Annotated in this window: 28 protein-coding genes and 5 tRNA genes; 9 read left to right on the top strand and 24 right to left on the bottom strand. The window is 65.7% G+C overall.

Annotated elements, in window-relative coordinates; genetic code table 11:
- Positions 1-15 precede the first annotated feature (15 nt).
- On the top strand, positions 16-213 hold the full coding sequence (locus EL388_RS02255) for a hypothetical protein (RefSeq protein WP_126458969.1): 198 nt from the start codon (positions 16-18) through the stop codon (positions 211-213).
- On the opposite strand, the gene rplL is transcribed toward EL388_RS02255, so the two are convergent.
- From rplL to EL388_RS02200, 11 genes are all read right to left on the bottom strand, one after another.
- Positions 206-586: a 50S ribosomal protein L7/L12 gene (gene rplL, locus EL388_RS02250; protein WP_126458966.1), complete on the bottom strand. Its 381-nt coding sequence runs from the start codon at positions 584-586 to the stop codon at positions 206-208. The genes EL388_RS02255 and rplL overlap by 8 nt on opposite strands.
- 33 nt (positions 587-619) lie before the next feature.
- Positions 620-1,117: a 50S ribosomal protein L10 gene (rplJ, locus tag EL388_RS02245; RefSeq protein WP_126458964.1), complete on the bottom strand. Its 498-nt coding sequence runs from the start codon at positions 1,115-1,117 to the stop codon at positions 620-622.
- 272 nt (positions 1,118-1,389) lie between these two features.
- Positions 1,390-2,085 carry a 50S ribosomal protein L1 gene (rplA, locus tag EL388_RS02240; protein ID WP_126458961.1) on the bottom strand — a complete coding sequence of 232 codons (696 nt, stop codon included), beginning with the start codon at positions 2,083-2,085 and terminating at the stop codon, positions 1,390-1,392.
- A 1-nt stretch (position 2,086) separates the two neighbouring features.
- Entirely contained in the window at positions 2,087-2,518 is a 432-nt protein-coding gene (gene rplK, locus EL388_RS02235) for a 50S ribosomal protein L11 (RefSeq protein WP_126458958.1), read from the bottom strand.
- A 125-nt stretch (positions 2,519-2,643) separates the two neighbouring features.
- Positions 2,644-3,177: a transcription termination/antitermination protein NusG gene (nusG, locus tag EL388_RS02230; protein ID WP_126458956.1), complete on the bottom strand. Its 534-nt coding sequence runs from the start codon at positions 3,175-3,177 to the stop codon at positions 2,644-2,646.
- On the bottom strand, positions 3,177-3,524 hold the full coding sequence (gene secE / locus EL388_RS02225; RefSeq protein ID WP_126458953.1) for a preprotein translocase subunit SecE: 348 nt from the start codon (positions 3,522-3,524) through the stop codon (positions 3,177-3,179). The genes nusG and secE overlap by 1 nt, the downstream gene beginning before the upstream one ends.
- Positions 3,525-3,571: 47 nt before the next feature.
- Positions 3,572-3,647, bottom strand: a tRNA-Trp gene (locus tag EL388_RS02220).
- A gap of 66 nt (positions 3,648-3,713) precedes the next feature.
- A complete protein-coding gene (gene tuf, locus EL388_RS02215; RefSeq protein ID WP_126458950.1) occupies positions 3,714-4,904 on the bottom strand; it encodes an elongation factor Tu in 1,191 nt (396 codons plus the stop codon).
- A gap of 54 nt (positions 4,905-4,958) precedes the next feature.
- Positions 4,959-5,033 (bottom strand) — tRNA-Thr (locus EL388_RS02210).
- Between the two features lie 24 nt (positions 5,034-5,057).
- Positions 5,058-5,131, bottom strand: a tRNA-Gly gene (locus EL388_RS02205).
- Positions 5,132-5,158: 27 nt separating this feature from the next.
- Positions 5,159-5,243 (bottom strand) — tRNA-Tyr (locus EL388_RS02200).
- 279 nt (positions 5,244-5,522) lie between these two features.
- On the opposite strand from EL388_RS02200, the gene EL388_RS02195 reads away from it, so the two are divergent.
- From EL388_RS02195 to EL388_RS02170, 6 genes are read left to right on the top strand one after another with little or no spacing between them, the layout of a single operon-like run.
- Positions 5,523-7,115 carry a tetratricopeptide repeat protein gene (locus EL388_RS02195; protein WP_126458947.1) on the top strand — a complete coding sequence of 531 codons (1,593 nt, stop codon included), beginning with the start codon at positions 5,523-5,525 and terminating at the stop codon, positions 7,113-7,115.
- Positions 7,116-7,129: 14 nt separating this feature from the next.
- Positions 7,130-8,278, top strand: coding sequence for a hypothetical protein (locus EL388_RS02190; RefSeq protein ID WP_126458945.1), 1,149 nt, complete (start codon positions 7,130-7,132; stop codon positions 8,276-8,278).
- Positions 8,279-8,306: 28 nt separating this feature from the next.
- On the top strand, positions 8,307-8,849 hold the full coding sequence (locus tag EL388_RS02185) for a GTP-binding protein (protein ID WP_126458942.1): 543 nt from the start codon (positions 8,307-8,309) through the stop codon (positions 8,847-8,849).
- 3 nt (positions 8,850-8,852) lie between these two features.
- Positions 8,853-9,488 (top strand): roadblock/LC7 domain-containing protein, encoded by a 636-nt coding sequence (locus tag EL388_RS02180; RefSeq protein WP_126458939.1) that lies wholly within the window; start codon positions 8,853-8,855, stop codon positions 9,486-9,488.
- A 44-nt stretch (positions 9,489-9,532) separates the two neighbouring features.
- Positions 9,533-9,895, top strand: a complete 363-nt coding sequence (locus EL388_RS02175; protein ID WP_126458936.1) for a roadblock/LC7 domain-containing protein — start codon at positions 9,533-9,535, stop codon at positions 9,893-9,895.
- Between the two features lie 47 nt (positions 9,896-9,942).
- Positions 9,943-10,692, top strand: coding sequence for a phosphate/phosphite/phosphonate ABC transporter substrate-binding protein (locus EL388_RS02170; RefSeq protein WP_126458933.1), 750 nt, complete (start codon positions 9,943-9,945; stop codon positions 10,690-10,692).
- Between the two features lie 12 nt (positions 10,693-10,704).
- On the opposite strand, the gene ychF is transcribed toward EL388_RS02170, so the two are convergent.
- The 8 genes from ychF to EL388_RS02130 form a co-directional block, all read right to left on the bottom strand.
- The gene (ychF, locus tag EL388_RS02165) at positions 10,705-11,796 is read right to left on the bottom strand and encodes a redox-regulated ATPase YchF (RefSeq protein WP_126458930.1); all 1,092 of its coding nucleotides are present in this window, start codon (positions 11,794-11,796) and stop codon (positions 10,705-10,707) included.
- A complete protein-coding gene (pth, locus tag EL388_RS02160) occupies positions 11,793-12,401 on the bottom strand; it encodes an aminoacyl-tRNA hydrolase (RefSeq protein WP_126458927.1) in 609 nt (202 codons plus the stop codon). The genes ychF and pth overlap by 4 nt, the downstream gene beginning before the upstream one ends.
- A 12-nt stretch (positions 12,402-12,413) precedes the next feature.
- Positions 12,414-13,034, bottom strand: a complete 621-nt coding sequence (locus tag EL388_RS02155; protein WP_126458925.1) for a 50S ribosomal protein L25/general stress protein Ctc — start codon at positions 13,032-13,034, stop codon at positions 12,414-12,416.
- Between the two features lie 144 nt (positions 13,035-13,178).
- Positions 13,179-14,129, bottom strand: a complete 951-nt coding sequence (locus EL388_RS02150) for a ribose-phosphate pyrophosphokinase (RefSeq protein ID WP_126458922.1) — start codon at positions 14,127-14,129, stop codon at positions 13,179-13,181.
- A gap of 91 nt (positions 14,130-14,220) precedes the next feature.
- Positions 14,221-14,295: transfer RNA gene (locus tag EL388_RS02145), tRNA-Gln, on the bottom strand.
- Positions 14,296-14,319: 24 nt separating this feature from the next.
- Entirely contained in the window at positions 14,320-15,174 is an 855-nt protein-coding gene (ispE, locus tag EL388_RS02140; RefSeq protein ID WP_126458919.1) for a 4-(cytidine 5'-diphospho)-2-C-methyl-D-erythritol kinase, read from the bottom strand.
- A complete protein-coding gene (lolB, locus tag EL388_RS02135) occupies positions 15,159-15,728 on the bottom strand; it encodes a lipoprotein insertase outer membrane protein LolB (protein WP_126458916.1) in 570 nt (189 codons plus the stop codon). The genes ispE and lolB overlap by 16 nt, the downstream gene beginning before the upstream one ends.
- The gene (locus EL388_RS02130) at positions 15,728-17,479 is read right to left on the bottom strand and encodes a tetratricopeptide repeat protein (RefSeq protein WP_126458914.1); all 1,752 of its coding nucleotides are present in this window, start codon (positions 17,477-17,479) and stop codon (positions 15,728-15,730) included. The genes lolB and EL388_RS02130 overlap by 1 nt, the downstream gene beginning before the upstream one ends.
- Before the next feature lie 87 nt (positions 17,480-17,566).
- Between EL388_RS02130 and mutM the strand changes: the two genes are divergently transcribed.
- On the top strand, positions 17,567-18,382 hold the full coding sequence (mutM, locus tag EL388_RS02125) for a bifunctional DNA-formamidopyrimidine glycosylase/DNA-(apurinic or apyrimidinic site) lyase (RefSeq protein ID WP_126458911.1): 816 nt from the start codon (positions 17,567-17,569) through the stop codon (positions 18,380-18,382).
- A 35-nt stretch (positions 18,383-18,417) separates the two neighbouring features.
- Here mutM and EL388_RS02120 read toward each other — a convergent pair whose 3' ends face one another.
- The 5 genes from EL388_RS02120 to EL388_RS02100 all read right to left on the bottom strand — a co-directional run bounded on the left by EL388_RS02120 (position 18,418) and on the right by EL388_RS02100 (position 22,575).
- Positions 18,418-18,669 carry a YfhL family 4Fe-4S dicluster ferredoxin gene (locus tag EL388_RS02120; protein ID WP_126458908.1) on the bottom strand — a complete coding sequence of 84 codons (252 nt, stop codon included), beginning with the start codon at positions 18,667-18,669 and terminating at the stop codon, positions 18,418-18,420.
- An 18-nt stretch (positions 18,670-18,687) separates the two neighbouring features.
- The gene (gene coaD, locus EL388_RS02115) at positions 18,688-19,173 is read right to left on the bottom strand and encodes a pantetheine-phosphate adenylyltransferase (protein WP_126458905.1); all 486 of its coding nucleotides are present in this window, start codon (positions 19,171-19,173) and stop codon (positions 18,688-18,690) included.
- Positions 19,174-19,189: 16 nt separating this feature from the next.
- Entirely contained in the window at positions 19,190-19,798 is a 609-nt protein-coding gene (gene rsmD, locus EL388_RS02110; RefSeq protein WP_126458902.1) for a 16S rRNA (guanine(966)-N(2))-methyltransferase RsmD, read from the bottom strand.
- Positions 19,779-21,077 carry a M16 family metallopeptidase gene (locus tag EL388_RS02105; RefSeq protein ID WP_232019158.1) on the bottom strand — a complete coding sequence of 433 codons (1,299 nt, stop codon included), beginning with the start codon at positions 21,075-21,077 and terminating at the stop codon, positions 19,779-19,781. Before EL388_RS02105 ends, rsmD begins: the two co-directional genes overlap by 20 nt.
- A gap of 127 nt (positions 21,078-21,204) precedes the next feature.
- The gene (locus EL388_RS02100) at positions 21,205-22,575 is read right to left on the bottom strand and encodes a M16 family metallopeptidase (RefSeq protein ID WP_126458900.1); all 1,371 of its coding nucleotides are present in this window, start codon (positions 22,573-22,575) and stop codon (positions 21,205-21,207) included.
- Between the two features lie 85 nt (positions 22,576-22,660).
- Between EL388_RS02100 and ftsY the strand changes: the two genes are divergently transcribed.
- Positions 22,661-23,629, top strand: a complete 969-nt coding sequence (ftsY, locus tag EL388_RS02095) for a signal recognition particle-docking protein FtsY (protein ID WP_420856661.1) — start codon at positions 22,661-22,663, stop codon at positions 23,627-23,629.
- Positions 23,630-23,916: the final 287 nt, after the last annotated feature.

Below are 23,916 nucleotides of genomic sequence, written 5' to 3'. Positions count from 1 at the left end.
GATCAAGGAACGGAAATGGACCATTTCCTGCGCAAAAGACAGGTGAGAGAAGGTCTTGCGGCTTGCGACTTCTTTCATCTGGCTTCTGCCTCCACTGACAACGAACGAATTTTTCAAAACCAAAAGGCCGGCGGGCCGGGCCTGCTTTCCACAGACCCGGGTCCACCAGCCACAAACACCGGTTCTAGCCCGGCGCACGCCGAAATTACTTGATCTCGGCAGTGGCGCCAGCTTCGGTGAGCTGCTTCTTGATGTCCTCGGCCTCGGCCTTGGGGCAGCCTTCCTTGACGGTCTTGGGCGCGCCGTCGACCAGGTCCTTGGCTTCTTTCAGGCCCAGGCCGGTCACCGCACGGACGACCTTGATGACGTTGACCTTGTTGGCGCCAGCGCTGGCCAGGACCACGTCGAACTCGGTCTTCTCTTCGGCGGCAGCACCACCGGCGGCGGCACCGCCGGCCGGAGCGGCCACAGCCAGGGCGGCAGCGGAAACGCCGAACTTCTCTTCGAACGCCTTGACCAGGTCGTTCAGTTCCATCACGGTCATGGCGCCTACGGCTTCCAGGATGTCTTCTTTGGTAACAGCCATTTCAATTACTCCTAAATCAGATATACGTGACGATTAAGCCGCGGCTTCTTCGCGCTGCTTGGCCAGGGCGGCCAGGGCGCCGGCAAAGCCGGATACCGGCGCCTGCATGACGCCGAGCAGCTTGGCGAGCAGCTCGTCGCGGCTGGGGATCGAGGCCAGAGCCTGCACACCCGCCTTGTCGAGCACCTTGCCGGCATAGGAGCCGACCTTGAGCACCAGCTTGTCGTTGCCCTTGGCGAACTCGTTCAGCACCTTGGCCGCCGCCACCGGATCCGCGGAAATGCTGTAGATCAGGGGGCCGGTCATTTGCTCGGCCAGCGGCGCGAACGGCGTATCCGCCACGGCGCGACGGACCAGGGTGTTTTTCAGCACGCGCAGGTAAACGCCAGACTGCCGGGCCTTGACGCGCAGGGCAGTCAGGTCTTCCACCTGAATGCCGGCGTACTCGGCCAGGACGAGGGTCTGGGCGTTGGCCAACTGCGCCGACACCTCAGCCACGACGGCTTTTTTGTCTTCCAGATTGAGACCCATGAGGTCCTTCCTCCATTCAAGCCACACACGATGCCGGCCCTATCGGGCTGACATCACCCATACGGCGACCTGATTCAGGAGCAACTTGCGTTAAACCTGTTCCGGGTGACGCCGTCTGCGTAGACAGGGATCGGTGCTCAGGAATCAGGGACAAAAACCCCGAAACCCCAGCCATCCTCCAATTAAGCCTTTCGGCATCTACGGTCTTGGACAACCTGCCCGCCCCGAGCGGGCGGCGGGCAGCCCAAAATTCCTTGCTACTTCAAAATCCCTTACTGGACCAGACTCGCCTGATCCACACGGACACCGACACCCATGGTCGAGGAAATAGCCAGCTTCTTCATGTAGATGCCCTTGGCGCCGGTCGGCTTGGCCTTGTTCAGGGCCTCGACCAGAGCGGCCAGGTTTTCCTTCAGGGCATCGACGCCGAAAGAGGCGCGGCCGATGGTGGCGTGGACGATACCGGCCTTGTCGGTGCGATACTGGACCTGACCGGCCTTGGCGTTCTTCACCGCCTCGGTCACGTTCGGGGTCACGGTGCCGACCTTGGGGTTAGGCATCAAGCCGCGCGGACCGAGGATCTGACCCAGCTGGCCGACCACCTTCATGGCGTCCGGGGTGGCAATGACCACGTCGAAGTCCATCTTGCCGGCCTTGACCTCGGCGGCCAGGTCGTCGAAGCCGACGATGTCAGCGCCGGCGCCCTTGGCCGCCTCGGCAGCAGCACCCTGGGCGAACACGGCGACGCGCACGGTCTTGCCGGTGCCACGGGGCATGACCACGGAGCCACGGACCACCTGGTCGGATTTACGGGGGTCGACGCCCAGGTTCACGGCGACGTCGATCGATTCGTCGAATTTGGCGGTGGCCGCCTCTTTCACCAGGGACAGCGCCTCGTCCACGGCGTAGAGCTTGTTGCGGTCAACCTTGGCCTTCAGGGCCTGTACGCGTTTGGATTGCTTGGCCATCTCACACCCCCTCCACATTCAGGCCCATGCTGCGGGCGCTGCCGGCGATCGTGCGCACGGCGGCATCCATGTCCGCGGCGGTCAGATCGGGCATCTTGGTCTTGGCGATCTCTTCCAGCTGGGCGCGGGTCACCTTGCCCACCTTGTCGGTATGCGGCTTGGGGCTGCCCTTGTCGATACCGGCCGCCTTCTTCAGGAGAATGGTGGCAGGCGGGGTCTTCATCACGAAAGTGAAGGACTTGTCCGCATAGGCGGTGATCACCACGGGGATCGGCAGGCCCGGCTCGACACCCTGGGTTTGGGCGTTGAAGGCCTTGCAGAATTCCATGATGTTGAGGCCGCGCTGACCCAGCGCGGGGCCGATCGGCGGCGAGGGATTGGCCTTGCCGGCCGGCACTTGCAGCTTGATGTAGCCGATAATCTTCTTTGCCATGTTTCACTCCAGTAAACGGGTTGTAACGGGACTGGCCGTCCCTCCCCAATCGGCCCGGTCGCCCGGGCCACCTAAACTCAGGCCTTTTGGCTCTCGCCGAAAAGCTTAAGCCCGCATAAGCGAACTTAAGCTTTCTCGACCTGAGCGAATTCCAATTCCACCGGCGTCGCCCGACCGAAGATGGTCACGGACACGCGCAGCTTGCTCTTCTCGTAGTTGACCTCTTCCACCGTGCCGTTGAAGTCGGTGAAGGGGCCGTCGATCACACGCACCATCTCGCCGGCCTCGAAGGTGATCTTCGGCTTCGGCTTCTCCACGCCCTCCTGGATCTGCTGCATGATGGCGTCGACTTCGCGCTGGCTGATCGGCGAAGGCTTGTTCGGGGTGCCGCCGACGAAGCCGGTCACCTTCGGCGTGCTTTTGACCAGGTGCCAGGTGGCATCGTTCATTTCCATCTGGACCAGGACGTAGCCGGGATAGAACTTGCGTTCGGTGATGCTCTTCTGGCCGCCCTTCATCTCGACGACCTCTTCCACGGGCACCATGATCTCGCCGAACATGTCCTGCATGCCGGCACGCTCGATCCGCTCCTTCAGCGCACGTTGCACGCTTTTCTCGAAGCCCGAGTAGGCGTGCACCACATACCACTGTTTCGCCATCAGTTCCCTCTGCCCATTAGCAGTTTGACAAGCCACAACAGCACACCGTCCACCAGCCACAGGAACAGCGCCATGACCACCACGAACAGGATGACCACGCCGGTCATCTGCAAGGTTTCCTTCCGAGTCGGCCAGACGACCTTGCGCGCCTCGTCGATCGACTCGCGGCTAAAACCGAAAAAGGCGCGGCCGGCCTCGGTGAACCAAGCCACGACCAGCGCCAAGCCAATGCCCGCCAGCACGGCCAGCACCCGGACCACGGTCGGGCTATCCGCCAGCAGGTAGAAACCGGCAATGCCCGCCACCACCAGGAGGCCGGCAATCAGCAACTTGATCTTATCCGCCATCTAAACTCGTTTCTGGCCTAACCCCGTTTGGTTGTTCATCTCAAAAATGGCAGGGGCAGAGGGAATCGAACCCCCAACCTTCGGTTTTGGAGACCGACGCTCTGCCAATTGAGCTATGCCCCTGCGGCAGAGACACCAAAGCGCCCAACGCGGGGCGCTTTGGCTTGGAACACCTTTTAGATCACGCGCTTACTCAATAATCTTCGCCACGACGCCGGCGCCGACGGTACGACCGCCTTCGCGCACGGCAAAGCGCAGGCCTTCCTCCATCGCGATCGGCGCGATCAGGCTCACCGTGATCGACACGTTGTCGCCAGGCATCACCATCTCGGTGCCAGCCGGCAGGTCGATCGAGCCAGTCACGTCGGTCGTACGGAAGTAGAACTGCGGACGATAGCCGTTGAAGAACGGGGTGTGACGACCACCCTCTTCCTTCGACAGCACATAGATCTCGGCGCTGAACTTGGTGTGCGGGTTGATCGAGCCCGGCTTGGCCAGCACCTGGCCACGCTCGACTTCTTCCCGCTTGGTGCCGCGCAGCAGCACGCCGACGTTGTCACCGGCCTGACCCTGGTCCAGCAGCTTGCGGAACATCTCGACCCCGGTGCAGGTGGTCTTGATCGTGGGCTTGATGCCAACGATCTCGATTTCGTCGCCGACCTTGATGATGCCGCGCTCGACACGGCCGGTCACCACGGTGCCGCGACCGGAGATGGAGAACACGTCTTCCACCGGCATCAGGAAGGTGCCGTCCACGGCACGCTCAGGAGTCGGGATGTAGCTGTCCAGGGCCTCGGCCAGACGGAAGATGGAGGGCTCGCCGATCTCGGACTGGTCGCCTTCCAGGGCCTTCAGAGCGGAACCCTTGATGATCGGGGTGTCGTCGCCAGGGAAGTCATACTTGGACAAGAGCTCGCGCACTTCCATCTCGACCAGCTCCAGGAGCTCGGCGTCGTCGACCATGTCGGCCTTGTTCATGTAGACGATGATGTAGGGCACACCCACCTGGCGGGCCAGCAGGATGTGCTCGCGGGTCTGCGGCATCGGGCCGTCGGCCGCGCTTACCACCAGGATGGCGCCGTCCATCTGGGCGGCGCCGGTGATCATGTTCTTCACGTAGTCGGCGTGACCCGGGCAGTCAACGTGGGCATAGTGACGGTTCGCCGTCTCGTACTCGACGTGGGCGGTGTTGATGGTAATACCCCGCGCCTTCTCTTCCGGGGCGGAGTCGATCTGGTCGTAACCTTTCGCCTCACCACCGTACTTCTTCGACAGAATCGTCGTGATCGCCGCCGTCAGCGTGGTCTTGCCATGGTCCACGTGACCAATCGTACCCACGTTTACGTGCGGTTTCGTCCGCTCAAATTTTTCCTTGGCCATGACTCAATACCTCTCAGCAAAATCAACACTGAAAACAACAATCACAAAAACTCGTGGTGCCCATGGCCAGGATCGAACTGGCGACCTCTCCCTTACCAAGGGAGTGCTCTACCACTGAGCCACATGGGCATATTCATTTCGCGCGCCAAGCCCTGGAGCGGGTGATGGGAATCGAACCCACGTCATCAGCTTGGAAGGCTGAGGTTCTACCATTGAACTACACCCGCATTCAGCCTTTTCGCGCTTAACAACCTTGGTGGAGGGGGAAGGATTCGAACCTTCGAAGGCAGTGCCGTCAGATTTACAGTCTGATCCCTTTGACCGCTCGGGAACCCCTCCGCGAAAGCGCGGAATTATCCTAATCTGCGCAATTGATGTCAATCAGGCTTTTGGTTTTATCCGCAATCCGCTGCCGAAAATAGCTCTCGGCCGGGTCTCGCTTATACCCCCATAAACAGAATCACTCGCACCGGCAGCGCATCCGACCGCCCCCACCGCGCAGGCCGATGGTATGCTTTTGCCACTTTTGGCCCAACTAGAAACTGCACAGATAAGCAGAGGGAGACACTGGTTACGCCAATCCGGTCACCGGCCGGCTGCTTGCCCACTCGCCCGCTCATGATGCCGTACGAAGCCCCCTGGAACGCCGTCCTGCTGCGCCTTAGCCGTGAACTGCCCGATCTACCCTGGGCCGCCGGCATCGGCCAGCCGGTGTCTTTTGCGCTCCTGGTCATCGCCGCCCTCATCCTGATCTGGCTATTGCTGCGCCTGCGCCGGCATCGCCGGCGTTCGACCACCCAGGCTGACCGCATCGAGATTTATATCCCGGACTCCGCCTTAAGCAATGGCCCGCACGCCCTCGCTCCCGCAGCCGCCTCCGAGCCGGAGCCGGGCATCCCCTGGGATGGCACCCCAGGCTACGGCAGCCGGCAATACAATGCCCGCCATGCCGCGGAAACCTATGACTTCGACGACGAGGCCGCCGGCAGCGACGCGATTACGGTGTCCGAGGCCGACCCCCTGGCCGAAGCCTCGATCTTCATCATGTACGGCTATCACGACCGCGCCGCCGAACTGCTGCGCTGGTACCTGGATGACGCGGGCGAGGCGCAAGCCCAGGTCCTGCAAATGCTGGGCGACGCCTACCTCAAGCTGGAGCGGGTGGACGACTTCGCCGACATCCTCGAACGCCTGCTGCTCCTGTCCGGGCCGGGCGAGACGCAGCGCCAAGCCTTGCTCGAAGGCCTGAAAATCGACCCGGAGAATCTGCAACTGCGGGTGCTCGCCATCAATTACTTCGGACTCGATGTCGACCAGATCAATGCCCTGCTCGGCCTCGAGCCGGTGGCACCGGTCCCGATCGACGCGCCGGCCAGGCCGCCCGTGCCAGCCGCGGCAGACAGCGAGCCCGGCGCGCCGGCCGCAAGCCCTGGCGAGCAAACATCAGGCAACCTGCGCCTGATCGAGGGGCGGGGCCCGATCGCGCCGCTCAGTCAAACCGAAAAACTGGTCGTCCGCAGCTTTCTGCCCCCGGCCCAGGCGGCCAGGTTGCACCTGGCCATGCACAACCACGACGAGGCCATCGCCGCGCTGCACCGGGCCCTGCGCAAGCAACCCAATGCCCTGGTCCATTTCACCGAGCTGCTCAAGATCCACCACGGCCGCCGCAATGTCGACGAGTACGCCCGCACCCTCTGGCATTTGTACGCGGCCCTGGGCAATGCCGGCCAGTCCCTGAAAGAGCGCCTGCTGGCCCAGGGCTTCAGCCTCGGCCCCCATCCCCTGTTCGAGGCCCTGGCCCAGGCCAGGGAACGCGGCCAGATCGAGGCGATCGGCCGCCAGTTCGGTTTCCATGCCGCAGACGTCATGCCCATGCCCAAAAACCCCCTGGTCGAGATCAGCGGCACCAGCCGGCCGACGCTCGATCAAGCCGGCGGCGACGTCCTCCAGGAAGTCGACAGCTATCTCGAGTTCGGCCAAATCGACCAGGCGGTCGAGGCGCTGGAGTCGGCCATCCTGGCCGACCCTGCGGCGATCCACCTCTACCCGCCGCTGCTTGAGCTTTATGAACGCATGGACGATCTTCGCCGGCTGACCGAACTGGCCAGCGGAATCAAGCGCCGCGCCCAGCGCCCGCCCGAAGAGGTGGTCGCCATGATGACCGGTCTGTTCCAACGCATGAAAAGCCGCAGAGAACGACTCGCTGCATAAATCAAGGTGAGGCCATGAGCGATCCCCAACCGCCCCAGAAAACCGTCAACGTCATGACCGTCGGCATGGACAGCCGCAAACAGGCGATCTTCCGCATGGCCTTCAAGATGCACACCCTGCATCACTACCGCCTGCTCGAGGACCAGCCGGACGAACCGCCGCATCTGGCCATCTTCGACCTCGACCGGCCGGATGCCGATTCGGCCTGGCAGACCTTTCGCAGCGAGCACCCGAGCCTGCCGACCTTGATCGTCACGGTCGAAACGCCGGCAAGCCCGCCGGCGCCGGTCCTGCTCAAGCCAATCCGGGTCGAAAGCCTGTTCCCCCGCCTGCGCCAACTGCTCACCGGCGGCGAGGCAGCGATCGTCCCGCCGGCCCAAACGGCTCGGCCGAACGAACTACCGCCCCCGGCGCAATCCCAGGACACCCCGCCCCAGCCGACTGCCTCGCCCCAGCCCGCCGCGGTTCGCCCGGCCCCGGCCGGCGCCACCTGGCCCGACAACATCGAGTATTTCGATCCGCGCCAGGGCCTGCTCGGCGCCTTGCTGCAGGCACGCCGCACCCGCACCCCCTGCGTGATCAGCCTCGCCGGCAGCAAGGCCTTGATCGTGCTGCCCGAACTCGACCGGGTCATCGCCCTGCATAACGAACGGCAACTGCAGGCGGCCTGCCTGGATGACGCCATTGCCGTCAGCAGCCAGCCACTCACGGCCGAAGACACCACCAACGCCGAACCCGCCAACCTGACCGCACTGACCTGGCAAGTCGCCCTCTGGACCTCCCACGGTCGCCTGATCGCCGGCTTCCCCGACCAGGCCCCGATCCGGCTGCGGCACTGGCCCAATCTCACCCGGCTCGCCCCGGTTCCGAACGGCATGCGCATTGCCGCCTTCTGGTCGCGCGCGCCCGCCAACCTGCGGCTCACCGTGCGCATGCTCGGTCTGCCGGCCGAACAGGTCTTCAGCTTCCTGGCGGCGAGCTACAGCATCGGCATCCTCGATTCCAGCCTGCTCAAGGGTGCGGGCAAGGCCGCCCAGCAGCCGGACGCGGCGCCCGCTGCCACAACGCCGGCGCAGCCGGACGCCCGTGTCGGCGCCGATGCCGGCAGCGCCGAGCGCAGCGGCTTCCTTTCGCGCTTGCTGAAGAAAGTCGCCGGCCTCTAGGCCGATCACAATACTGAGGAGACAAGACTTGAAACGGCTCGACAACAAAATCATCTTCACCGGCCCGGTCGGCGCGGGCAAGACCACGGCCATCGGCTCGATCAGCGACGTCCCGCCGATCAAGACCGATGCCGCCGCCTCCGACATGACCCTGCACCGCAAAAGCCACACCACGGTGGCGCTGGACTACGGCGTGCTCAACCTCGACGGCGGAGCCAAGGTCCACCTTTATGGCACGCCGGGCCAGGAACGCTTCGACTTCATGTGGGACATCCTCAGCACTGGCGGCATCGGCCTGATCCTGCTGCTCGACAACAGCCGGCCGAATCCGATGAAGGACATGCAGTTCTTCATGAATGCCTTCAAGGATTTTCTGCGCGATGCGCCGCTCGTGATCGGGGTGACCAAGACCGACCTCAAACCCTCGCCCAGCGTGAAGAACTACGCCGAGATCCTGGCCCGGGTCGATCAGCGGCCGCCCATTTTCGAGATCGACGGCCGCAGCCGCGACGATGTGAAGAACCTGGTCATGGCCCTGCTCTTCTCCATCGATCCGGGCCTGGAAGGCTGATCCATGTCCGAACGCCTAAGCCTCAAGGAGGCGCTCTACGCCCAGATCACCGCGGCCGGCGCCTACTATGCCGTGGCCAGCCCAACCCCCGACCCCAGCCGCAAGCTGCTGATCAACATCATGAAGGAGGGGCACAAGGGCACCCTCAACCAAGGCCGGCTCATGGCCTGGACCGGCACCCGCTCGCTCGAGCAGGCCCTGCAATTGCTCTACCGCCTGCAACAGCTGGATTTCGTCCAGGGCGCCAGCGCCCCGAGCGCGCCGCCGCAGGACAACCTGGAGACCATGCTGCCCGCTTTGCTCGGCGGCCTGTCCCAGGCCGGTCGCGCCCTGCTGGCCGACGACAACGGCTTCTACCTCGGCAGCGCCGGCTTTCTGCACGAGGCGGCGGAGGAGATCGCCGCCCTGGCCGGCGACATCCTGTCGCTCAGCCAGCGCCATGCCCGCCTGCTGAAGAACAACCTGAACATCGGCAGCAGCGCCTGGGCCATCGCCGACCCCTCGGGCAACGCCGAGCTCGGTTTTTACCCTTTGCACGTCGGCAAGCAGTCCTTCGTCCTCATCATCGGCGGCACGCCGCAGCTACAAGGCGACGGCTTCGTCACCCTGGTGCAGGCGCTGAGCCGACGTTATGCCTGATCCGATCCCACCCATTCGTCACCCCCGCAATCAGGAGACAAACCATGCGTGAACAGATGCTCAAATCCATCCTCAGCGAGTTGAACGGCAGCTCGGCCGACATCGAGGCCTCCGCCGTGATCTCGGCCGACGGCCTGACCATGGCCGCCCTGCTGCCGCAGGACGTCGACGAGGACCGGGTCGGCGCCATGGCCGCCGCCATGCTCTCGCTCGGCGAGCGCACCGCGCGCGAGCTGGCCCGCGGCGACTTGGAACAGGTCATGGTCAAAGGCGAGGACGGCTACATCCTGATGAGTCACGCCGGCAAGGATGCGGTGCTCACCGTCATCGCCCGCAAGGATGCCAAGCTGGGCCTGATCTTCCTGGACGCCAAGCGCGCCGCCAAGGCGATCGCCGACATCCTCTGAACGCCGATCCCGCAAGCGCAAGCACATCACCAAAGGAGACGTCGCGCATGTACCAGCTCTCCGTCTGTCCGCACGACACGGCCAAGCACATGGTGGAGTGGTTCCAGTTCAACACCTATCTGCAACGCCAGCTGGATTGTCCCATCCACTTCGAGCCGATCGACAGCTTCATCCTGGAACAGACGGCGGTCCTCTCGGGCGGCTACCAGCTGTGCTACGCCAATCCGCTGAGTGCCTGCACCTATATCCAGGAGCTCGACTTCATCCCCATCGTCAAGCCGATCGGGCTCTATGACGAAACCCTGCTGGTGGCGCGCAAAAGCGCCGGCATTCCCGAGCAGCGGCCGCTCACCATCGCCACCGCCTCGGGCGAGCTGATCACCCACACCCTTGGCCTGAGCCTGCTCGAAGGCCTGAAGATCCCCCAGGCCGAATGCGAATTCAAGGTGGTCGATTCCCACATGCGTTCGATCCACAGCGTGCTCAAGGAGCAGGCCGCGCTCGCCTTCGTCTTCAACGACACCTGGCACAACCTGTCCGAGAGCACCCGCGCTCAGCTCGACATCCTGGCCGAGACCCGGGATCAGATCGCCTTTCACTGCTTCTTGATCGCGCCGGAACTGACCGAGCGCAAGGAGGAGATTCAGTCGCTGTTGGTGGCGATGAAAGAGGACCCCAAGGGCCGGCACATCCTGGAATCGCTCGGCCTGCAAGGCTTCGAACCGATCAGCGAGGACGCCATGGACACCCTGAAGACGCTGATGGCCTATTACCAGGCCCTGTACAACAGCGAATAGCCGGCGCCGGTCTCAGACGTTGAAACGGAAGTGCATGACATCGCCGTCCTGCACCACGTAGTCCTTGCCCTCCAGCCGCATCCTGCCCGCCTCCTTGGCACCCTGCTCGCCACCGTAGGCGATGAAGTCGGCGTAACTGATCACCTCGGCCCGAATGAAGCCTTTTTCGAAGTCGGTGTGGATAACCGCCGCCGCCTTGGGCGCGGTGTCGCCCTTGTGGATGGTCCAGGCCCGCACCTCCTTCACCCCGGCGGTGAAATAGGTCTGCAGGCCCAAGAGGTCGTAGGCGGCCCGGATCAGGCGGTTGAGGCCCGGCTCCTCCAGACCCATTTCGGCCAGGAATTCGGCCTTGTCGGCGTCGTCCAGATCGGCGATCTCGGCCTCGATCGCGGCGCACAGGGCCACCACCGGCGCCCCTTCCGCCTCGGCATGGGCGCGCAGTCGATCGAGATACGGATTGTTTTCGAAGCCGTCCTCGGCCACGTTGGCCACGTACATCGCCGGCTTGATGGTCAGCAGGCACAGGGGCTTGATCAGCTCCACCTCTTCCGCGGATAGCTGCAGGCTGCGCGCCGGCCTGGCCTGGTTCAGGTGCGGCAGCAACTTGTCGAGCACGGCGATCAGCTTCTGCGCCTCCTTGTCACCGGCGCGCGCCTTCTTCACGTCGCGGGCGTGGGCCTTCTCCGCCGTGGCCAGGTCGGCCAGGGCCAGCTCGGTGCCGATCACCTCGATATCGGCGATCGGGTCGACCTGGCCTGCCACGTGCACCACGTTGGCATCCTCGAAGCAGCGCACCACGTTGACGATGGCATCGGTCTCGCGGATGTTGGCCAGGAACTGGTTGCCCAGGCCCTCGCCCTTGGAGGCCCCGGCCACCAGGCCGGCGATGTCGACGAACTCGACGATGGCCGGCAGCACCTTCTGCGGCTGAACGATCTTGGCCAGTTCGGCCAGACGCGGGTCGGGCACCTCGACCACGCCGACGTTGGGCTCGATGGTGCAGAAGGGGTAGTTCTCGGCCGCGATGCCGGCGCGGGTCAGGGCGTTGAACAGGGTGGACTTGCCCACGTTGGGCAGGCCGACGATGCCGCATTTCAGACTCATTCTTCTGTCACCACTTTCTTTTCAGGTTTTGGCCGGATATTCAGCCGGCGCATGGCCAAATCAAATTCGCCCTTGAGCAGGGCCGGCAGGACCGGCACCGCGCGGTCGATGGCACCCTCGATCAGTTCGGCCTCGGCCCGGCCGGGCCGGTGCAGCACGAAATCGGAGACCTGCGACTTGTCGCCCGGGTGGCCGATGCCGATGCGCAGCCGCCAGTAGTCGGCGCCAAGCGCGGTGCTGATGTCGCGCACACCGTTGTGGCCGCCATGACCACCACCCAGCTTCAAGCGCAGCGCGCCGGGCGGCAGGTCCAGCTCATCATGGGCGACCAGGATCTGGCCGACCGGAATCTTGTAAAAATTGGCCAGCGCGGCGACCGCCCGGCCGCTGGCATTCATGTAGGTCGTGGGTTTCAGCAGCCAGAGGTCATTGCCGCTCACCTGGATGCGGCAGACCTCGCCGAAAAACTTGGCCTCAGAACGAAAAAGACCGGCGTGGCGCGAAGCCAGCCGGTCCAGCCACCAGCACCCGGCATTGTGCCGGGTGTCGGCGTATTCATTGCCCGGGTTGCCGAGGCCGACGATCAGCCGGATGCCGGCCTCCATACCCGCTCAGGCTCAGGCGCCCTCGGTCGGGGCAGCGGGGGCGGCAGCCTCGGCTTCCGCCTCGCCGCGCACGCCCAGGATGGTGGCGACGGTCGGATCCTCGCCGCGCTGCAGGGCGACGCACTCGACGCCCTTGGGCAGCTTGACGTGCGACAGGTGCACGGAGTGACCGGCGGCCAGCTCGGACAGGTCGACCTCGAGGTACTCGGGCAGCTCGTCGGCCAGGCAGCTCACCTCGACCTCGGTGATCACGTGGGACAGCACGCCACCCTGGAGCTTGACGCCGGGGGCGTTCTCGCCGTTCAGGAAGTGCAGGGGCACCTTCATGTGGATCTTGTGGGTCTTGTCGACGCGCTGGAAGTCGACATGCAGCACTTGGCGCTTGAACGGGTGCACTTGCACGTCGCGCAGCAGCACGGGCTCCTTCTCGCCGCCCACGTTCAGGGTCAGCACGGAGGAATGGAAGGCTTCCTTGCGCAGCTGCTGCAGCAGGTCGTTGTGGTCCATCTCCAGGGCCACGGCATCCTTGCCGGCGCCGTAGACGATGCCCGGCACCTTGCCAGCGTGACGCAGGCGGCGGCTCGCACCCGTGCCCTGTACATCGCGCTTGCTAGCGATCACTTCGAATTTCATGGTTCAACTCCTAAACAAACAAAAAAGCCGCCCGCGACCAGGCGGTTTCTATACTCCCCTCACACGATGAAAGAGGGGGCGGGTGGGTGATGGCATCGATTCCCTCACCCTACCCTCTCCCAGTGGGAGAGGGATTTTTTGAATTCACTCCACGAACAGCGAACTCACCGAATCTTCATTGCTGATGCGGCGGATGGTCTCCGCCAGCAGCTCGGCCACCGTCAGTTGCCGGATGCGGCCACAGGCCTTGGCCTCGTCCTGCAGGGGGATGGTATCGGTCACCACCAGCTCGTCCAGGGCGGAATTGTTGATCCGCTCGATCGCGCTGCCCGACAGCACCGGGTGGGTGCAATAGGCCAGTACCCGCTTGGCACCGTGCTCCTTCAGGGCACGGGCAGCCTCGCACAGGGTGTTGGCGGTGTCCACCATGTCGTCCATGATGATGCAGGTGCGGCCCGATACCTCGCCGATGATGTGCATCACCTTGGCCACGTTCGGCTTCGGCCGCCGCTTGTCGATGATGGCCAGGTCGCAGTCCAGGCGCTTGGCGAAGGCGCGGGCCCGGACCACGCCGCCGACATCGGGCGACACGATCATCAGCTTCTCGTAGTTCTGCTTCCAGACGTCGCCCAGCAGGATCGGCGCCGAGTAGATGTTGTCGACCGGGATGTCGAAGAAACCCTGGATCTGGTCCGAGTGCAGGTCCATGGTCAGCAGGCGGTCGACCCCGGCGGCGGTCAGCATGTCGGCCACCACCCGCGCGGTGATCGGCACCCGGGCCGAACGCACCCGGCGGTCCTGGCGGGCATAGCCGAAATAGGGGATCGCCGCGGTGATCCGGCCGGCCGATGCCCGGCGCAGGGCGTCCACCATCAACATGACTTCCATGAGGTTGTCGTTGGTCGGCATGCTGGTGGACTGAAGGACGAAGACGTCCTTGCCGCGCACGTTCTCCATGATCTCGACCATGGTCTCGCCGTCCGAGAAGCGGCCGACGGTCGCCCGGCCCAGACGGAGATTGAGGTGGCGGACCACATCTTCGGCAAGCCTGGGATTGGCATTGCCGGTAAACACCATCAAGCTGTCGTAACCCACGCGGAACCCCTGCGCTAAATTAAAGCGGCGCAATCAACAACGGCGCGCAAATAAAAAAGCGTGTAGAGACAGGGCTACACGCTTGATCTAGTGGCTGGGGAGGTAGGGATCGAACCTACGAATGCCGGAATCAAAATCCGGTGCCTTACCACTTGGCGACTCCCCAAGCGTTGCCGGACAGCGAACCGTCCTATGCCGCCCAACCCAGAAGCGGATGGGTATCGAGCCCATCGGCCACGAAACCGTTCATCCCATCCGGGCGAGCCGCGAAAACTCGCTCGGCCGTTGCGCGATCGGGAAACGCGGCGAACACACACGCCCCCGACCCGGTCATGCGGGCATCCCCGAACTGCCGCAGCCAGGCCAGATGTTCGGCCACCTGCGGGTAGAGATCGCAGACCACGGGCTCCAAGTCGTTATGACCGAAGCCCTCGGAAAAGACGCGCATTTTGACGGCTGGCGTATTTCGTGTCAATGCCGGCGAGGCGAAGATGGCCGGGGTGGAGACATGCACCGGCGGCACCAGCACCACGTAGCTGGCCGGCGCCAAGGCCACCGCCTGCAACCGTTCGCCCACCCCTTCGGCGAAGGCCGAGCGGCCGAAGACGAAGACCGGGACATCGGCCCCCAGTTCAAGGCCCAGCGCCTGCAATTCGGCCCGCGGCAGATCGAGCCCCCACAGGCGATTGAGCGCCAGCAACACGGTGGCGGCATCCGAACTGCCGCCGCCCAGGCCGCCGCCCATGGGCAGGCGCTTGTCCAGGCCGATTTCGGCGCCGAGCCGGCAGCCGGTGCGGGCTTTGAGCAGGCTGGCCGCCCGGTGGCAGAGGTCCTTTTCCTCGGGCACGCCCGGAATCGGCTGGCACAGGCGAATCCGACCGTCCGGCCGCGACTCGATGTGAAGGATGTCGCCGAAATCGAGGAAGCGGAACACCGTCTGCAGCAAGTGATAGCCGTCGGCCCGGCGGCCGACCACGTGCAGGAAGAGGTTGAGCTTGGCCGGGGCCGCATAGGCCGGGGCCTCGAGGGTCAGGGTGCCTGCCATGCGTCCACCACCAGACGGATTTCCAGATCGTCGCCGCGCCACGCTGTCAGCCGGCTGGGCAGGCCGGCCTCGGTCACACTGCCATATTCGATGCGCCAGCCGTCCTGCTCCAGGCTGGCCCAGCCGCCCTGGCCATCCGGAACACCGGCGAAGGGCCGAGCCGGATCGGGCCGGCCGCGCAGCCAATGGCCCAGCCCGGCCAGGGGCAGGGCCACGCCGATGGCCTCTTGCAGCAGGGCCTCGCCATCGGCCGCCTCGCGGACATTGCCCGCGCCATCGGTCAGGCTGGCGCCGGCCGGGCCGAGGCGCACCTCGGCCACGCCCTGGCCCAAAGGGGTGCGCAAGAGGATTTCCTGGCGCTCGCCCTGACGGGTCCAGACGATGCCACCAGCGAACTGCTGCCCAGCCGAACGCACCGACACCCGCCCCTCCAGGTGAAACGCCTCGGCTGTGGGCTGCGGTCTCGCCTCGGGGGCCGCCGCCTGAATCGGCGGCAACGGCGCGCAGGCGGTCAGCCACGCCAGGGCGCCAAGCCCAGCCAGCGCCCGCAGCATCAGGGCTTGAACCGCGAGACCGTCTCGCGCAGGGCTTCGTTATCGGGATCGGCCTTGAGCCCCGCCTCCCACAGCCGCCTGGCCTCGTCCTGCCGGCCCTGCTGCCAGAGCACTTCGCCCAGATGGGCAGCGATCTCGGGATCGGGCCGGGCGGCATAGGCCCGCTTGAGATAGCCCTCGGCCTCGGTCAAACGCCCGCCCCGGTACAGCGCCCAGCCCATGCTGTCCTGGATGAAGGGATCGTTCGGCGCCAGTTGCAGGGCCTTCTGCAGCAGCTCCATCGCCTCGGCCAGGCGCGGGGTGCGGTCGGCCAGGGTGTAGCCGAGCGCGTTGTAGGCGTGGGCGTGCTCCGGCTTCATCTGGATCAGCCGGCGCAGGTCTCGCTCAAGCTCCTCCAGTTTATTCAGGCGCTCGGCGACCATGGCCCGGTCGTAGAGCAGCTCGGGCGAATCCGGGTAGCGCGCCAGCGCCTCCGACAGCAATTGATAGGCTGCAGCGTAATCCTTGGCCCCACGCAACACCTGCGCCTCGGTCTGGCTGATCTGGATGCGCTCGGCCTCGCTGGCCGGCGACAGCCCCTGCAGAACCGCCCGCGCCTCGGCCACGCGGTTCAGCTTGCCCAACAGCAGACCGCGCAGCAGCTGAGCCTCAAGGTAGCGCGGCCCCTTGGCCACCTCGCCATACCAGCGCAAGGCGTCCTCCGGCCGATCCCGCGCCTCGCCGATCTGGCCCAGGTAGAGCTTCACCTGGTCCGACTCCGGGTGCTGCAATTCCAGCGCCTTGAGCAGATGCGTCTCGGCCGCGGCCAGATCGTTCGACTGCATGGCCAAGAGGCCCACGGCCAGATGTGCCTCGGGATTGCCGGCCGCCCCTTCGAGCAGACGCTCGAACTCCTGGCGGGATTCGGCATAGCGCCCCAGCATGGCCAGCCGTTTGGCATAGGCCAGGCGCACCTCGCGGGCCGCCGGGTAGCGGGCCAGATAATCGCGCCAATAGCCGAGCAGCACCTCTTCGCCGCGCGGCTGGAGCAGCTGACCCTTGAACAGGACCAGGGCCTCCCAGGTCGGTTTGATCTGAAGCGCCCGGTCCAGGGCCTGCTCCGCCTGCTCAGGCTGGTTGGCGCCCCAAGCGGCCTGGGCCACGGCCAGATGCGCCTCGGCCAGTTGGGGGTAGCCCAGGGCAAGGTCGCTGACCAGCGCAAGCGCCGCCCGGGGATCGACATTGCGGCCGAACAGGGAATGCAACTGCAGGAACACCGGCCCGGCCGAGGGTGCGGCCTTGAGCAGGGCCCCCAGGTAGGGCCGGGTCTCTTCGAGGCGGCCGTTCGCCGCAAGCAGGGAAATCCAGGTCTGCTGGGCCCGCTCCGAGGCCGGCTCCAGTTCGACCCAGAGTTTGGCCGACTGCACCGCCTGCGGGATCGCTTGGGCGAACAGGGCCAGTTCGGTGGCACGGCGGGCGATGCGGGCATCGCGCGTGCGCTGAGCCAGGTCGGCGTAGGCCTCGGCCGCCAGCTTGCGCTCGCCGCGCTGCCAAGCCACCTCGGCCAGCAAGAATTGATACAGCACCTGGCCGGTCAATTCCTGTGCCGGCAGACCGGCCGGCCTGACCGGCGCCTCGACCGTGGGCGCCTCGGCTACGGGGGCGGCGGGCGCAGCTGGCAGCGGAGCCGGTGCCGCGGGTACGACCGGGTTGCGGCTGCAGGCAGCCAGGCCGAGGACGGCGATGAAGGCAAATAGCGGATAGCGGATCATGAATTGGGAGCCTCTTCGACCGGCCCTTATCTGTTGTCGTGACAACGCATTATGCAAGACGACAGCAGCGCAAGCTATCATCGCGCCATGCCTGAACTGCCCGAAGTCGAGACCGTTCGCCGCGGACTCTCGCCCCACATCGTCGGCCATCGCCTGCGCGGGGCCCGCGTGCGCCACCCTCGGTTGCGCTGGCCGGTGCCGGCCGGGCTAGACCGCCTGGTCAAGGGCCAGCGCATCACCGCCCTCGAACGCCGGGGCAAATACCTCATCCTCGGCCTGGAGCACGGCGGCCTGCTCTTGCATCTCGGGATGTCGGGCAGCCTGCGCCTGGTCGCGGCCGCCACCCCGCCGGAAAAACACGACCACGTCGACCTGCTGCTGGATTCGGGCCAGGCCCTGCGCCTGCGCGACCCGCGCCGGTTCGGCGCGGTGTTGTGGAGCGAAGCACCCGCGGCGCATCCGCTGCTGGCCTCGCTCGGCATCGAACCCTTAAGCCGCGGCTTCGACGGCGAGGCGCTATACCGGCTGAGCCGGGGCAAGACGACGGCGATCAAGCACCTGATCATGGACGCCCACCTCATCGTCGGCGTCGGCAACATCTACGCCAACGAGGCCCTGTTTCAGGCCTGCATCCGGCCGACGCTGCGCGCCGACCAGTTGAGCCGGCCGCGCTGCCATCGCCTGGCCGAGGCGATCAAGGACACCCTGCGCCGGGCGATCAAGGCCGGCGGCAGCAGCCTGCGCGACTTCGTCAACGGCCACGGCGAACCGGGCTATTTCCAGCAGAGCTATTTCGTCTACGGCCGGGCCGGCGAGCCCTGCCGCCAGTGCGGCACGACCATCAAATCACTGCGGCAGGCCAACCGGGCAAGCCACTACTGCCCGAACTGCCAAAAGGGCTGACCTGCAGGAGCACCCCGGCCGCGCACAAAAGAGCTTTATTTCTTGCCGGTCAGCCGCTCGAATTTCGCCTGCAGCTGTTCCTTGGTTTCCACATAGTTCGGGTTAACCGGAATGCAATCGACCGGGCAGACTTCGCGGCACTGCGGCGTATCGTAGTGGCCGACGCACTCGGTGCACTTGTTGGGGTCGATGACGTAGATGTCCTCGCCCTGAGAAATGGCGTCGTTCGGGCACTCAGGCAGGCAAACGTCGCAGTTGATGCACTCGTCGGTGATCATCAAGGCCATGATGCAATTTCCTCAAACTCAAGCGTTAAAACGGGCGGCCAATCGCTCGGCCACCACGGGGTTCACGAACTGCCGAACATCGCCCTTGAGCCGGGCGATCTCCCGCACAATGCTGGCGGAGATGAACATGTACTGCTCGGACGGCGTCAGGAACACCGTCTCGATCTCCGGATTCTGGCTGCGGTTCATGCCGGCCAGCTGAAACTCGTATTCGAAGTCCGACACCGCGCGCAGGCCGCGCAGCAGCAGATTGGTCTGCTGCTCGGCCATGAACTGGATCAAGAGGCCGGAAAAGCCGACCACCTGGACGCCGGGCACGTCGGCCAAGGCCGCGCGCGCCATGTCCACCCGCTCGGCCAGGCTGAAGCAGGGCGCCTTGTTGGCGCTGTCGGCCACCGCGACCACCACTTGGTCGAAGATGCGCGCCGCGCGGCGCACCAGATCCTCATGACCACGGGTGATGGGGTCGAAGGTGCCCGGATAGATGATCTTCCTGACGTTCATAGCGCTTCCTTCACCCCTACCCTCTCCCAGAGGGAGAGGAGGACGTCGCGTCGCTGCGCGACAATGATTCGGACCATGCCCGCTCCAGCAGACAAAAATGCGATTGCCCGGCCCGGCCTTCGCGCAGCACCTGCCAGCCGTCGTCGGCGAGTTGGGTGCGCGTGAGCGAACCATCGTGTTCGAGATAGATTTTACCCCCGGCCGTGAGCCGTGTCGCCGCCAGCGCCAAGGCCTTGGCCCAGAGCCCTTCGGCGAACGGCGGGTCGATGAAGATGACATCGAAGGGGCCGCAATGGCCTTGAAGATAGGCCAGGCCGTCGGCCCGCACCACCTGGCCGCCGACCAGGCCGGCATTGCGTTCCAGCGCGGCACAGGCTTTGGCGTCGCGCTCGACCAGCACCACCTCGGCGGCCCCGCGCGAGACCGCCTCGAAGCCGAGCGCGCCGCTGCCGGCGAAGAGATCGAGACAGCGCAGCTCGTCCAACCGCTGGCCGAGCCAGTTGAACAGGGTCTCGCGCACCCGGTCCGGCGTCGGCCGCAGGCCGGGCACCGCCTGGAAGTGCAGCTTGCGGCCCCGGTGGCGGCCGCCAATGATGCGGACCTGGTTATTTGCCGGCTGCGCCATCGGCCTGGCCGCCCACGATCACGGTCTGCACGGCGGCCAGCGGCACCCGCTGGCGGAAGGCGCGCACGATGTCCTCGCGCGTCACCGCCGCCACCGCTTCGGGATAGCGATCCAGCCAATCGAGCGGCAACCGGTAGAAACCGATCACGCTGAGGTAGCCCATGATCTTCTTGTTGCTGTCCAGACGCAGCGGGAAGCCGCCGATCATGTTGTTCTTGGCCTGCGCCAGTTCGGCCTCGCTCGGGCCCTGCTCGATGAAGCCCTGCAGGGTCTCGCGCACCACCCGCACCGCCTCGTCGGTGCTCTCGCGCTTGGTCTGCAGCCCGATCTGGAACGGCCCCAGCTCGGCCATGGGCGAGAAATAGCTGTAGGTGCTGTAGGCCAGGCCGCGGCGCTGGCGCACCTCTTTCATCAGCCGGGAATCGAAACCGCCGCCGCCCAGGATGTAATTGCCGACCAGCAGCGGAAAGTAATCCGCATCGTCGCGTTTGAGGCCGGGCAGGCCCATGAACAGATGGCTCTGCGTCGCGTGGTGCGGCAGCACCTGCACCTTGCCGGCCGGGTTCGCCGCCACCGCCGGGATCGCTGCCGAGGCCGGGCCGGCAGGCAGACCTCGGGCCAGGCGCTCGGCCATGGCCTCGGCCTCGGCCCGGCTGACATCGCCCAGGATGGCGATGGACAGGTTCTGCGCCCGGTAGTGTTTGCGGTGGAACTCGACCAGGTCGGCGCGCGTCAGTTTGGCCACGCCGGCCTCGCTGACCCGGCTGGCCGCGGCATAGGGATGCGCGCCATAGATCGCGATCTGGAAGGCCTCGCCGCCGACCACCTCGGGCTGGGTGCGCGCCTCCTTCAGGCTGGCGATGGTACGGGCCTTTTCCCGTTCAAGCACGGCCTTGGAAAAATGCGGCTTTTGCAGCACCGCCTCCAGCACCGACAGGGCTTGCTCGCGTTCGGCCGGACTGCTCAGGGTGCGCAGCTCGAAGCCGCCCCGGTCGGCATCAAAGCTGCCGGAAAAGACGGCACCGACATCGGCCAGACGTTCGGCGATCCGGCGTTCGTTCCAGGGTCCGGCGCCGAGGCTCATCAAATGCCGGGTGAGGCTGGCCACGCCGTACTTGCCCGGCGGGTCATAGGCGCTGCCGGCGGCGAAATCGGCCGAGACGTCGAGGATGGGCAGGTCGTGGTTCTCGATGAAGACCACACGCGCCCCCTGGGACGTGAACCAGTGCTGGATGTCGAGCGCGGCCTGGGCCGGCAGGGCGATGAGGGCAAAGAGCAACGGCCATGCCAGTCTGCCGAGGGCACGGAAGAAACCTCTATCGTCATTCCCGCGGAAGCGGGAATCCAGGAAGTTACAGAAAAGGATGGATTCCCGCCTGCGCGGGAATGACGGCATGGTGTGATGTTTAGCGGACATGGCGAGCTCCCATCGAGGCCGGTTTCTCGGCTTGTCCTGCCGGCAGCGGCAGGGGATCGAGCACGGCCAGGGTCAGCTTGTCGTCGCTGAGATAACGCCGCGCCACTTCGCGCACCTGTTCGGCGGTCACCGCACGAATCTTTTCATAGCGCTGGTCGAGCAGGCGGTAATCGAGCCCGGCCGTGACCCACTGGCCGATCTGCATCGCCTGGTAGAACAGGGAATCGCGCTGGAACACCTGGCTTGCCAGCACCTGCGCCTTCACCCGCTGCAGTTCCTGCTGATCGACGCCCTCGCGCTGGACGCGCGCGAGTTCGGCCTTCAAGGCGGCGACCACCGCGTCCACGCTGTGGCCCTCGGCCGGCGTGGCGTCGAGCATGAACTGCACCGGGCCGCGGGCCGACTCGTCGTAGCCGGCGCCGACATCGGTGGCCAGCTTGCGCTCGCGCACCAGGCGCTGGGGCAGCCGGGCCGAGGCATTGCCGTCGAGCACCCCGGCCAGCACCTGGAGGGCATAAGGCTCCCAGTCCTGGGCCGGGTCGGCCAGCTTGGGCGCCGGCCAGGCCATGATCAGATAAGGCAGCTTGGCCGGGGCCCGCGTGACCACGCGCCGCATGCCCGCCTGTTCCGGCTCGGCCTGGGTCTTGCGCTCGGGCAGGGCGCGCGCCGGGATCGGACCGAAATACTTTTCCGCCAGGGCGAACACCGTCTCCGGTTCGACATCGCCCGCCACCACCAGGGTGGCGTTGTTCGGGGCATACCAGCGCTGATACCAGCTTCGGGCATCGGCCACGGTCATGTGCTTCAGATCGTTCATCCAGCCGATCACCGGATGCCGGTAGGGATGGGCCTTGAGCGCGGTGGCCATGAAATCCTCATAGAGCCGGGAACGCGGCTCGTCCTCGGTGCGCATGCGCCGCTCCTCCATCACCACCTGGATCTCCTTGGCGAATTCCTCGGGGGCGAGCGTGAGGTTGACCATGCGATCGGCCTCCAGCTTCAGGGCCAGTTCCAGCCGGTCTTTTTGCAGGGTCTGGAAATAGGCCGTGTGGTCGCGCGCGGTGAAGGCGTTCTCGCGCCCGCCGGCGGCCGCGATCAGGCGGGAAAACTCGCCGGCCGGCACCGTGGGCGTGCCCTTGAACATCATGTGCTCCAGGACATGGGCGACGCCGGTCTCGCCATAACCCTCGTCCATGCTGCCGGCGTGGTACCAGACCTGGCTCACCACCACGGGCGCCCGGGCGTCGGTCTTCACGATCACCCGCATGCCGTTGGCCAGGGTACGCTCGGCAATGCCCGCCTGGGCCAGCGGCGGAAGGGCTGCCAGCAGCAGCGGCAGCAGCCATCGAAAAAGACGCATATCGGTTCGACTCGTCGGAAAAGGCAATGGGGTCGGCATGATAGAATTTCCCGGCCATGGACGCACCTTCCGACTGCTGAATTTCGTGTTTAGTTTCTTCAAAAAAGACCCTGCCGCCGGTCCGGCCGAATCGACCAGGCCAGCCGCAAGCTGGTCCGAGCGCCTGAAGGCGGGCCTGTCGCGCACCCGAACGGCACTGACCCAGCCCTTCGCCAGCCTGTTCGCCGGCCATGCCCGGATCGACGAGGCGCTCTACGAGGAGCTGGAGACCATTTTGCTTTCCGCCGATGTCGGGGTCGAGGCGACGCAACACCTGCTCGCCGCCCTGCGCGCGCGGGTCAAGCGCGATGGCCTGACCGAGGTGGACCAGCTCAGGGGCGCGCTCAAGTCGGTGCTGACCGAACTGCTGGCCCCGCTGGAAAAGCCGCTCGTGCTTTCGGGGCACAAGCCCTTCGTCATCATGCTGGCCGGCGTCAACGGCGCCGGCAAGACCACCACCATCGGCAAGCTGGCCTGGCGCTTCCGCCAGGAAGGCAAGCGCGTCATGCTCGCCGCCGGCGACACCTTCCGCGCCGCCGCCCGCGAGCAGCTGGAGGAATGGGGGGCGCGCAACCAGGTCGAGGTGGTCGGTGGCTCGGGCGGCGACCCGGCGGCGGTGATCTATGACGCCATCCAGTCGGCCACCGCCCGCGGCATTGATGTCGTGCTGGCCGACACCGCCGGCCGCCTGCCCACCCAGCTGCATCTGATGGAAGAGCTGAAGAAGATCCGCCGGGTGATCCAGAAGGCCGAGCCCAGCGCCCCGCACGAGGTGCTGCTGGTGCTCGACGCCAACATCGGCCAGAACGCCCTCGCCCAGGCCCAGGCCTTCGACGAGGCCATCGGCGTCACCGGCCTGGTGCTGACCAAGCTCGACGGCACCGCCAAGGGCGGGGTGATCGCCGCCCTGGCCAAGCGCCGGCCGATCCCGGTCCGCTTCATCGGCGTCGGCGAGGGCCTGGAAGACCTGCAGCCGTTCCGGGTGGATGAATTCGTGGACGCTTTGTTCGCCTGAGGGGTACAGGCAAATTTGGCTTTCGCTATGGCTCACCTCTTCCCCCTCCCAACCTCCCCCATAAATGGGGGAGGGGTATTTGATGGGGCGTGCTTGGCCGTTTGCCCTGACCTCCCAATCTCCCCCATAAATGGGGGAGAGACACCCCCTCCCCTCTTGCGGAGAGGGCTGGCCGTGATGCACCTCGATCTCGGGGCCGTGAAAACCCCCTCCCCGCTTGCGGGGAGGGCTGGGGTGGGGAGCCACACACGTCGCCTGCTCGCCCCCAACAGCCATCCACAGCATCG

This window comes from Sulfuritortus calidifontis (assembly GCF_003967275.1).
Classification (GTDB): Bacteria; Pseudomonadota; Gammaproteobacteria; order Burkholderiales; family Thiobacillaceae; genus Sulfuritortus; species Sulfuritortus calidifontis.
The sequence above is the reverse complement of the archived record's forward strand: the minus strand, read 5'-3'. Positions and strand labels throughout refer to the sequence as shown.

Excerpts from the sequence above, each read along its gene's own strand:
- EL388_RS02255 (WP_126458969.1), top strand. The coding sequence starts at position 16 with ATGGACCATTTCCTGCGCAAAAGACAGGTGAGAGAAGGTCTTGCGGCT.
- rplL (WP_126458966.1), bottom strand. The coding sequence starts at position 586 with ATGGCTGTTACCAAAGAAGACATCCTGGAAGCCGTAGGCGCCATGACC.
- rplJ (WP_126458964.1), bottom strand. The coding sequence starts at position 1,117 with ATGGGTCTCAATCTGGAAGACAAAAAAGCCGTCGTGGCTGAGGTGTCG.
- rplA (WP_126458961.1), bottom strand. The coding sequence starts at position 2,085 with ATGGCCAAGCAATCCAAACGCGTACAGGCCCTGAAGGCCAAGGTTGAC.
- rplK (WP_126458958.1), bottom strand. The coding sequence starts at position 2,518 with ATGGCAAAGAAGATTATCGGCTACATCAAGCTGCAAGTGCCGGCCGGC.
- nusG (WP_126458956.1), bottom strand. The coding sequence starts at position 3,177 with ATGGCGAAACAGTGGTATGTGGTGCACGCCTACTCGGGCTTCGAGAAA.
- secE (WP_126458953.1), bottom strand. The coding sequence starts at position 3,524 with ATGGCGGATAAGATCAAGTTGCTGATTGCCGGCCTCCTGGTGGTGGCG.
- tuf (WP_126458950.1), bottom strand. The coding sequence starts at position 4,904 with ATGGCCAAGGAAAAATTTGAGCGGACGAAACCGCACGTAAACGTGGGT.
- EL388_RS02195 (WP_126458947.1), top strand. The coding sequence starts at position 5,523 with ATGATGCCGTACGAAGCCCCCTGGAACGCCGTCCTGCTGCGCCTTAGC.
- EL388_RS02190 (WP_126458945.1), top strand. The coding sequence starts at position 7,130 with ATGAGCGATCCCCAACCGCCCCAGAAAACCGTCAACGTCATGACCGTC.
- EL388_RS02180 (WP_126458939.1), top strand. The coding sequence starts at position 8,853 with ATGTCCGAACGCCTAAGCCTCAAGGAGGCGCTCTACGCCCAGATCACC.
- EL388_RS02175 (WP_126458936.1), top strand. The coding sequence starts at position 9,533 with ATGCGTGAACAGATGCTCAAATCCATCCTCAGCGAGTTGAACGGCAGC.
- EL388_RS02170 (WP_126458933.1), top strand. The coding sequence starts at position 9,943 with ATGTACCAGCTCTCCGTCTGTCCGCACGACACGGCCAAGCACATGGTG.
- ychF (WP_126458930.1), bottom strand. The coding sequence starts at position 11,796 with ATGAGTCTGAAATGCGGCATCGTCGGCCTGCCCAACGTGGGCAAGTCC.
- pth (WP_126458927.1), bottom strand. The coding sequence starts at position 12,401 with ATGGAGGCCGGCATCCGGCTGATCGTCGGCCTCGGCAACCCGGGCAAT.
- EL388_RS02155 (WP_126458925.1), bottom strand. The coding sequence starts at position 13,034 with ATGAAATTCGAAGTGATCGCTAGCAAGCGCGATGTACAGGGCACGGGT.
- ispE (WP_126458919.1), bottom strand. The coding sequence starts at position 15,174 with ATGGCAGGCACCCTGACCCTCGAGGCCCCGGCCTATGCGGCCCCGGCC.
- lolB (WP_126458916.1), bottom strand. The coding sequence starts at position 15,728 with ATGCTGCGGGCGCTGGCTGGGCTTGGCGCCCTGGCGTGGCTGACCGCC.
- EL388_RS02130 (WP_126458914.1), bottom strand. The coding sequence starts at position 17,479 with ATGATCCGCTATCCGCTATTTGCCTTCATCGCCGTCCTCGGCCTGGCT.
- mutM (WP_126458911.1), top strand. The coding sequence starts at position 17,567 with ATGCCTGAACTGCCCGAAGTCGAGACCGTTCGCCGCGGACTCTCGCCC.
- EL388_RS02120 (WP_126458908.1), bottom strand. The coding sequence starts at position 18,669 with ATGGCCTTGATGATCACCGACGAGTGCATCAACTGCGACGTTTGCCTG.
- coaD (WP_126458905.1), bottom strand. The coding sequence starts at position 19,173 with ATGAACGTCAGGAAGATCATCTATCCGGGCACCTTCGACCCCATCACC.
- rsmD (WP_126458902.1), bottom strand. The coding sequence starts at position 19,798 with ATGGCGCAGCCGGCAAATAACCAGGTCCGCATCATTGGCGGCCGCCAC.
- EL388_RS02100 (WP_126458900.1), bottom strand. The coding sequence starts at position 22,575 with ATGCGTCTTTTTCGATGGCTGCTGCCGCTGCTGCTGGCAGCCCTTCCG.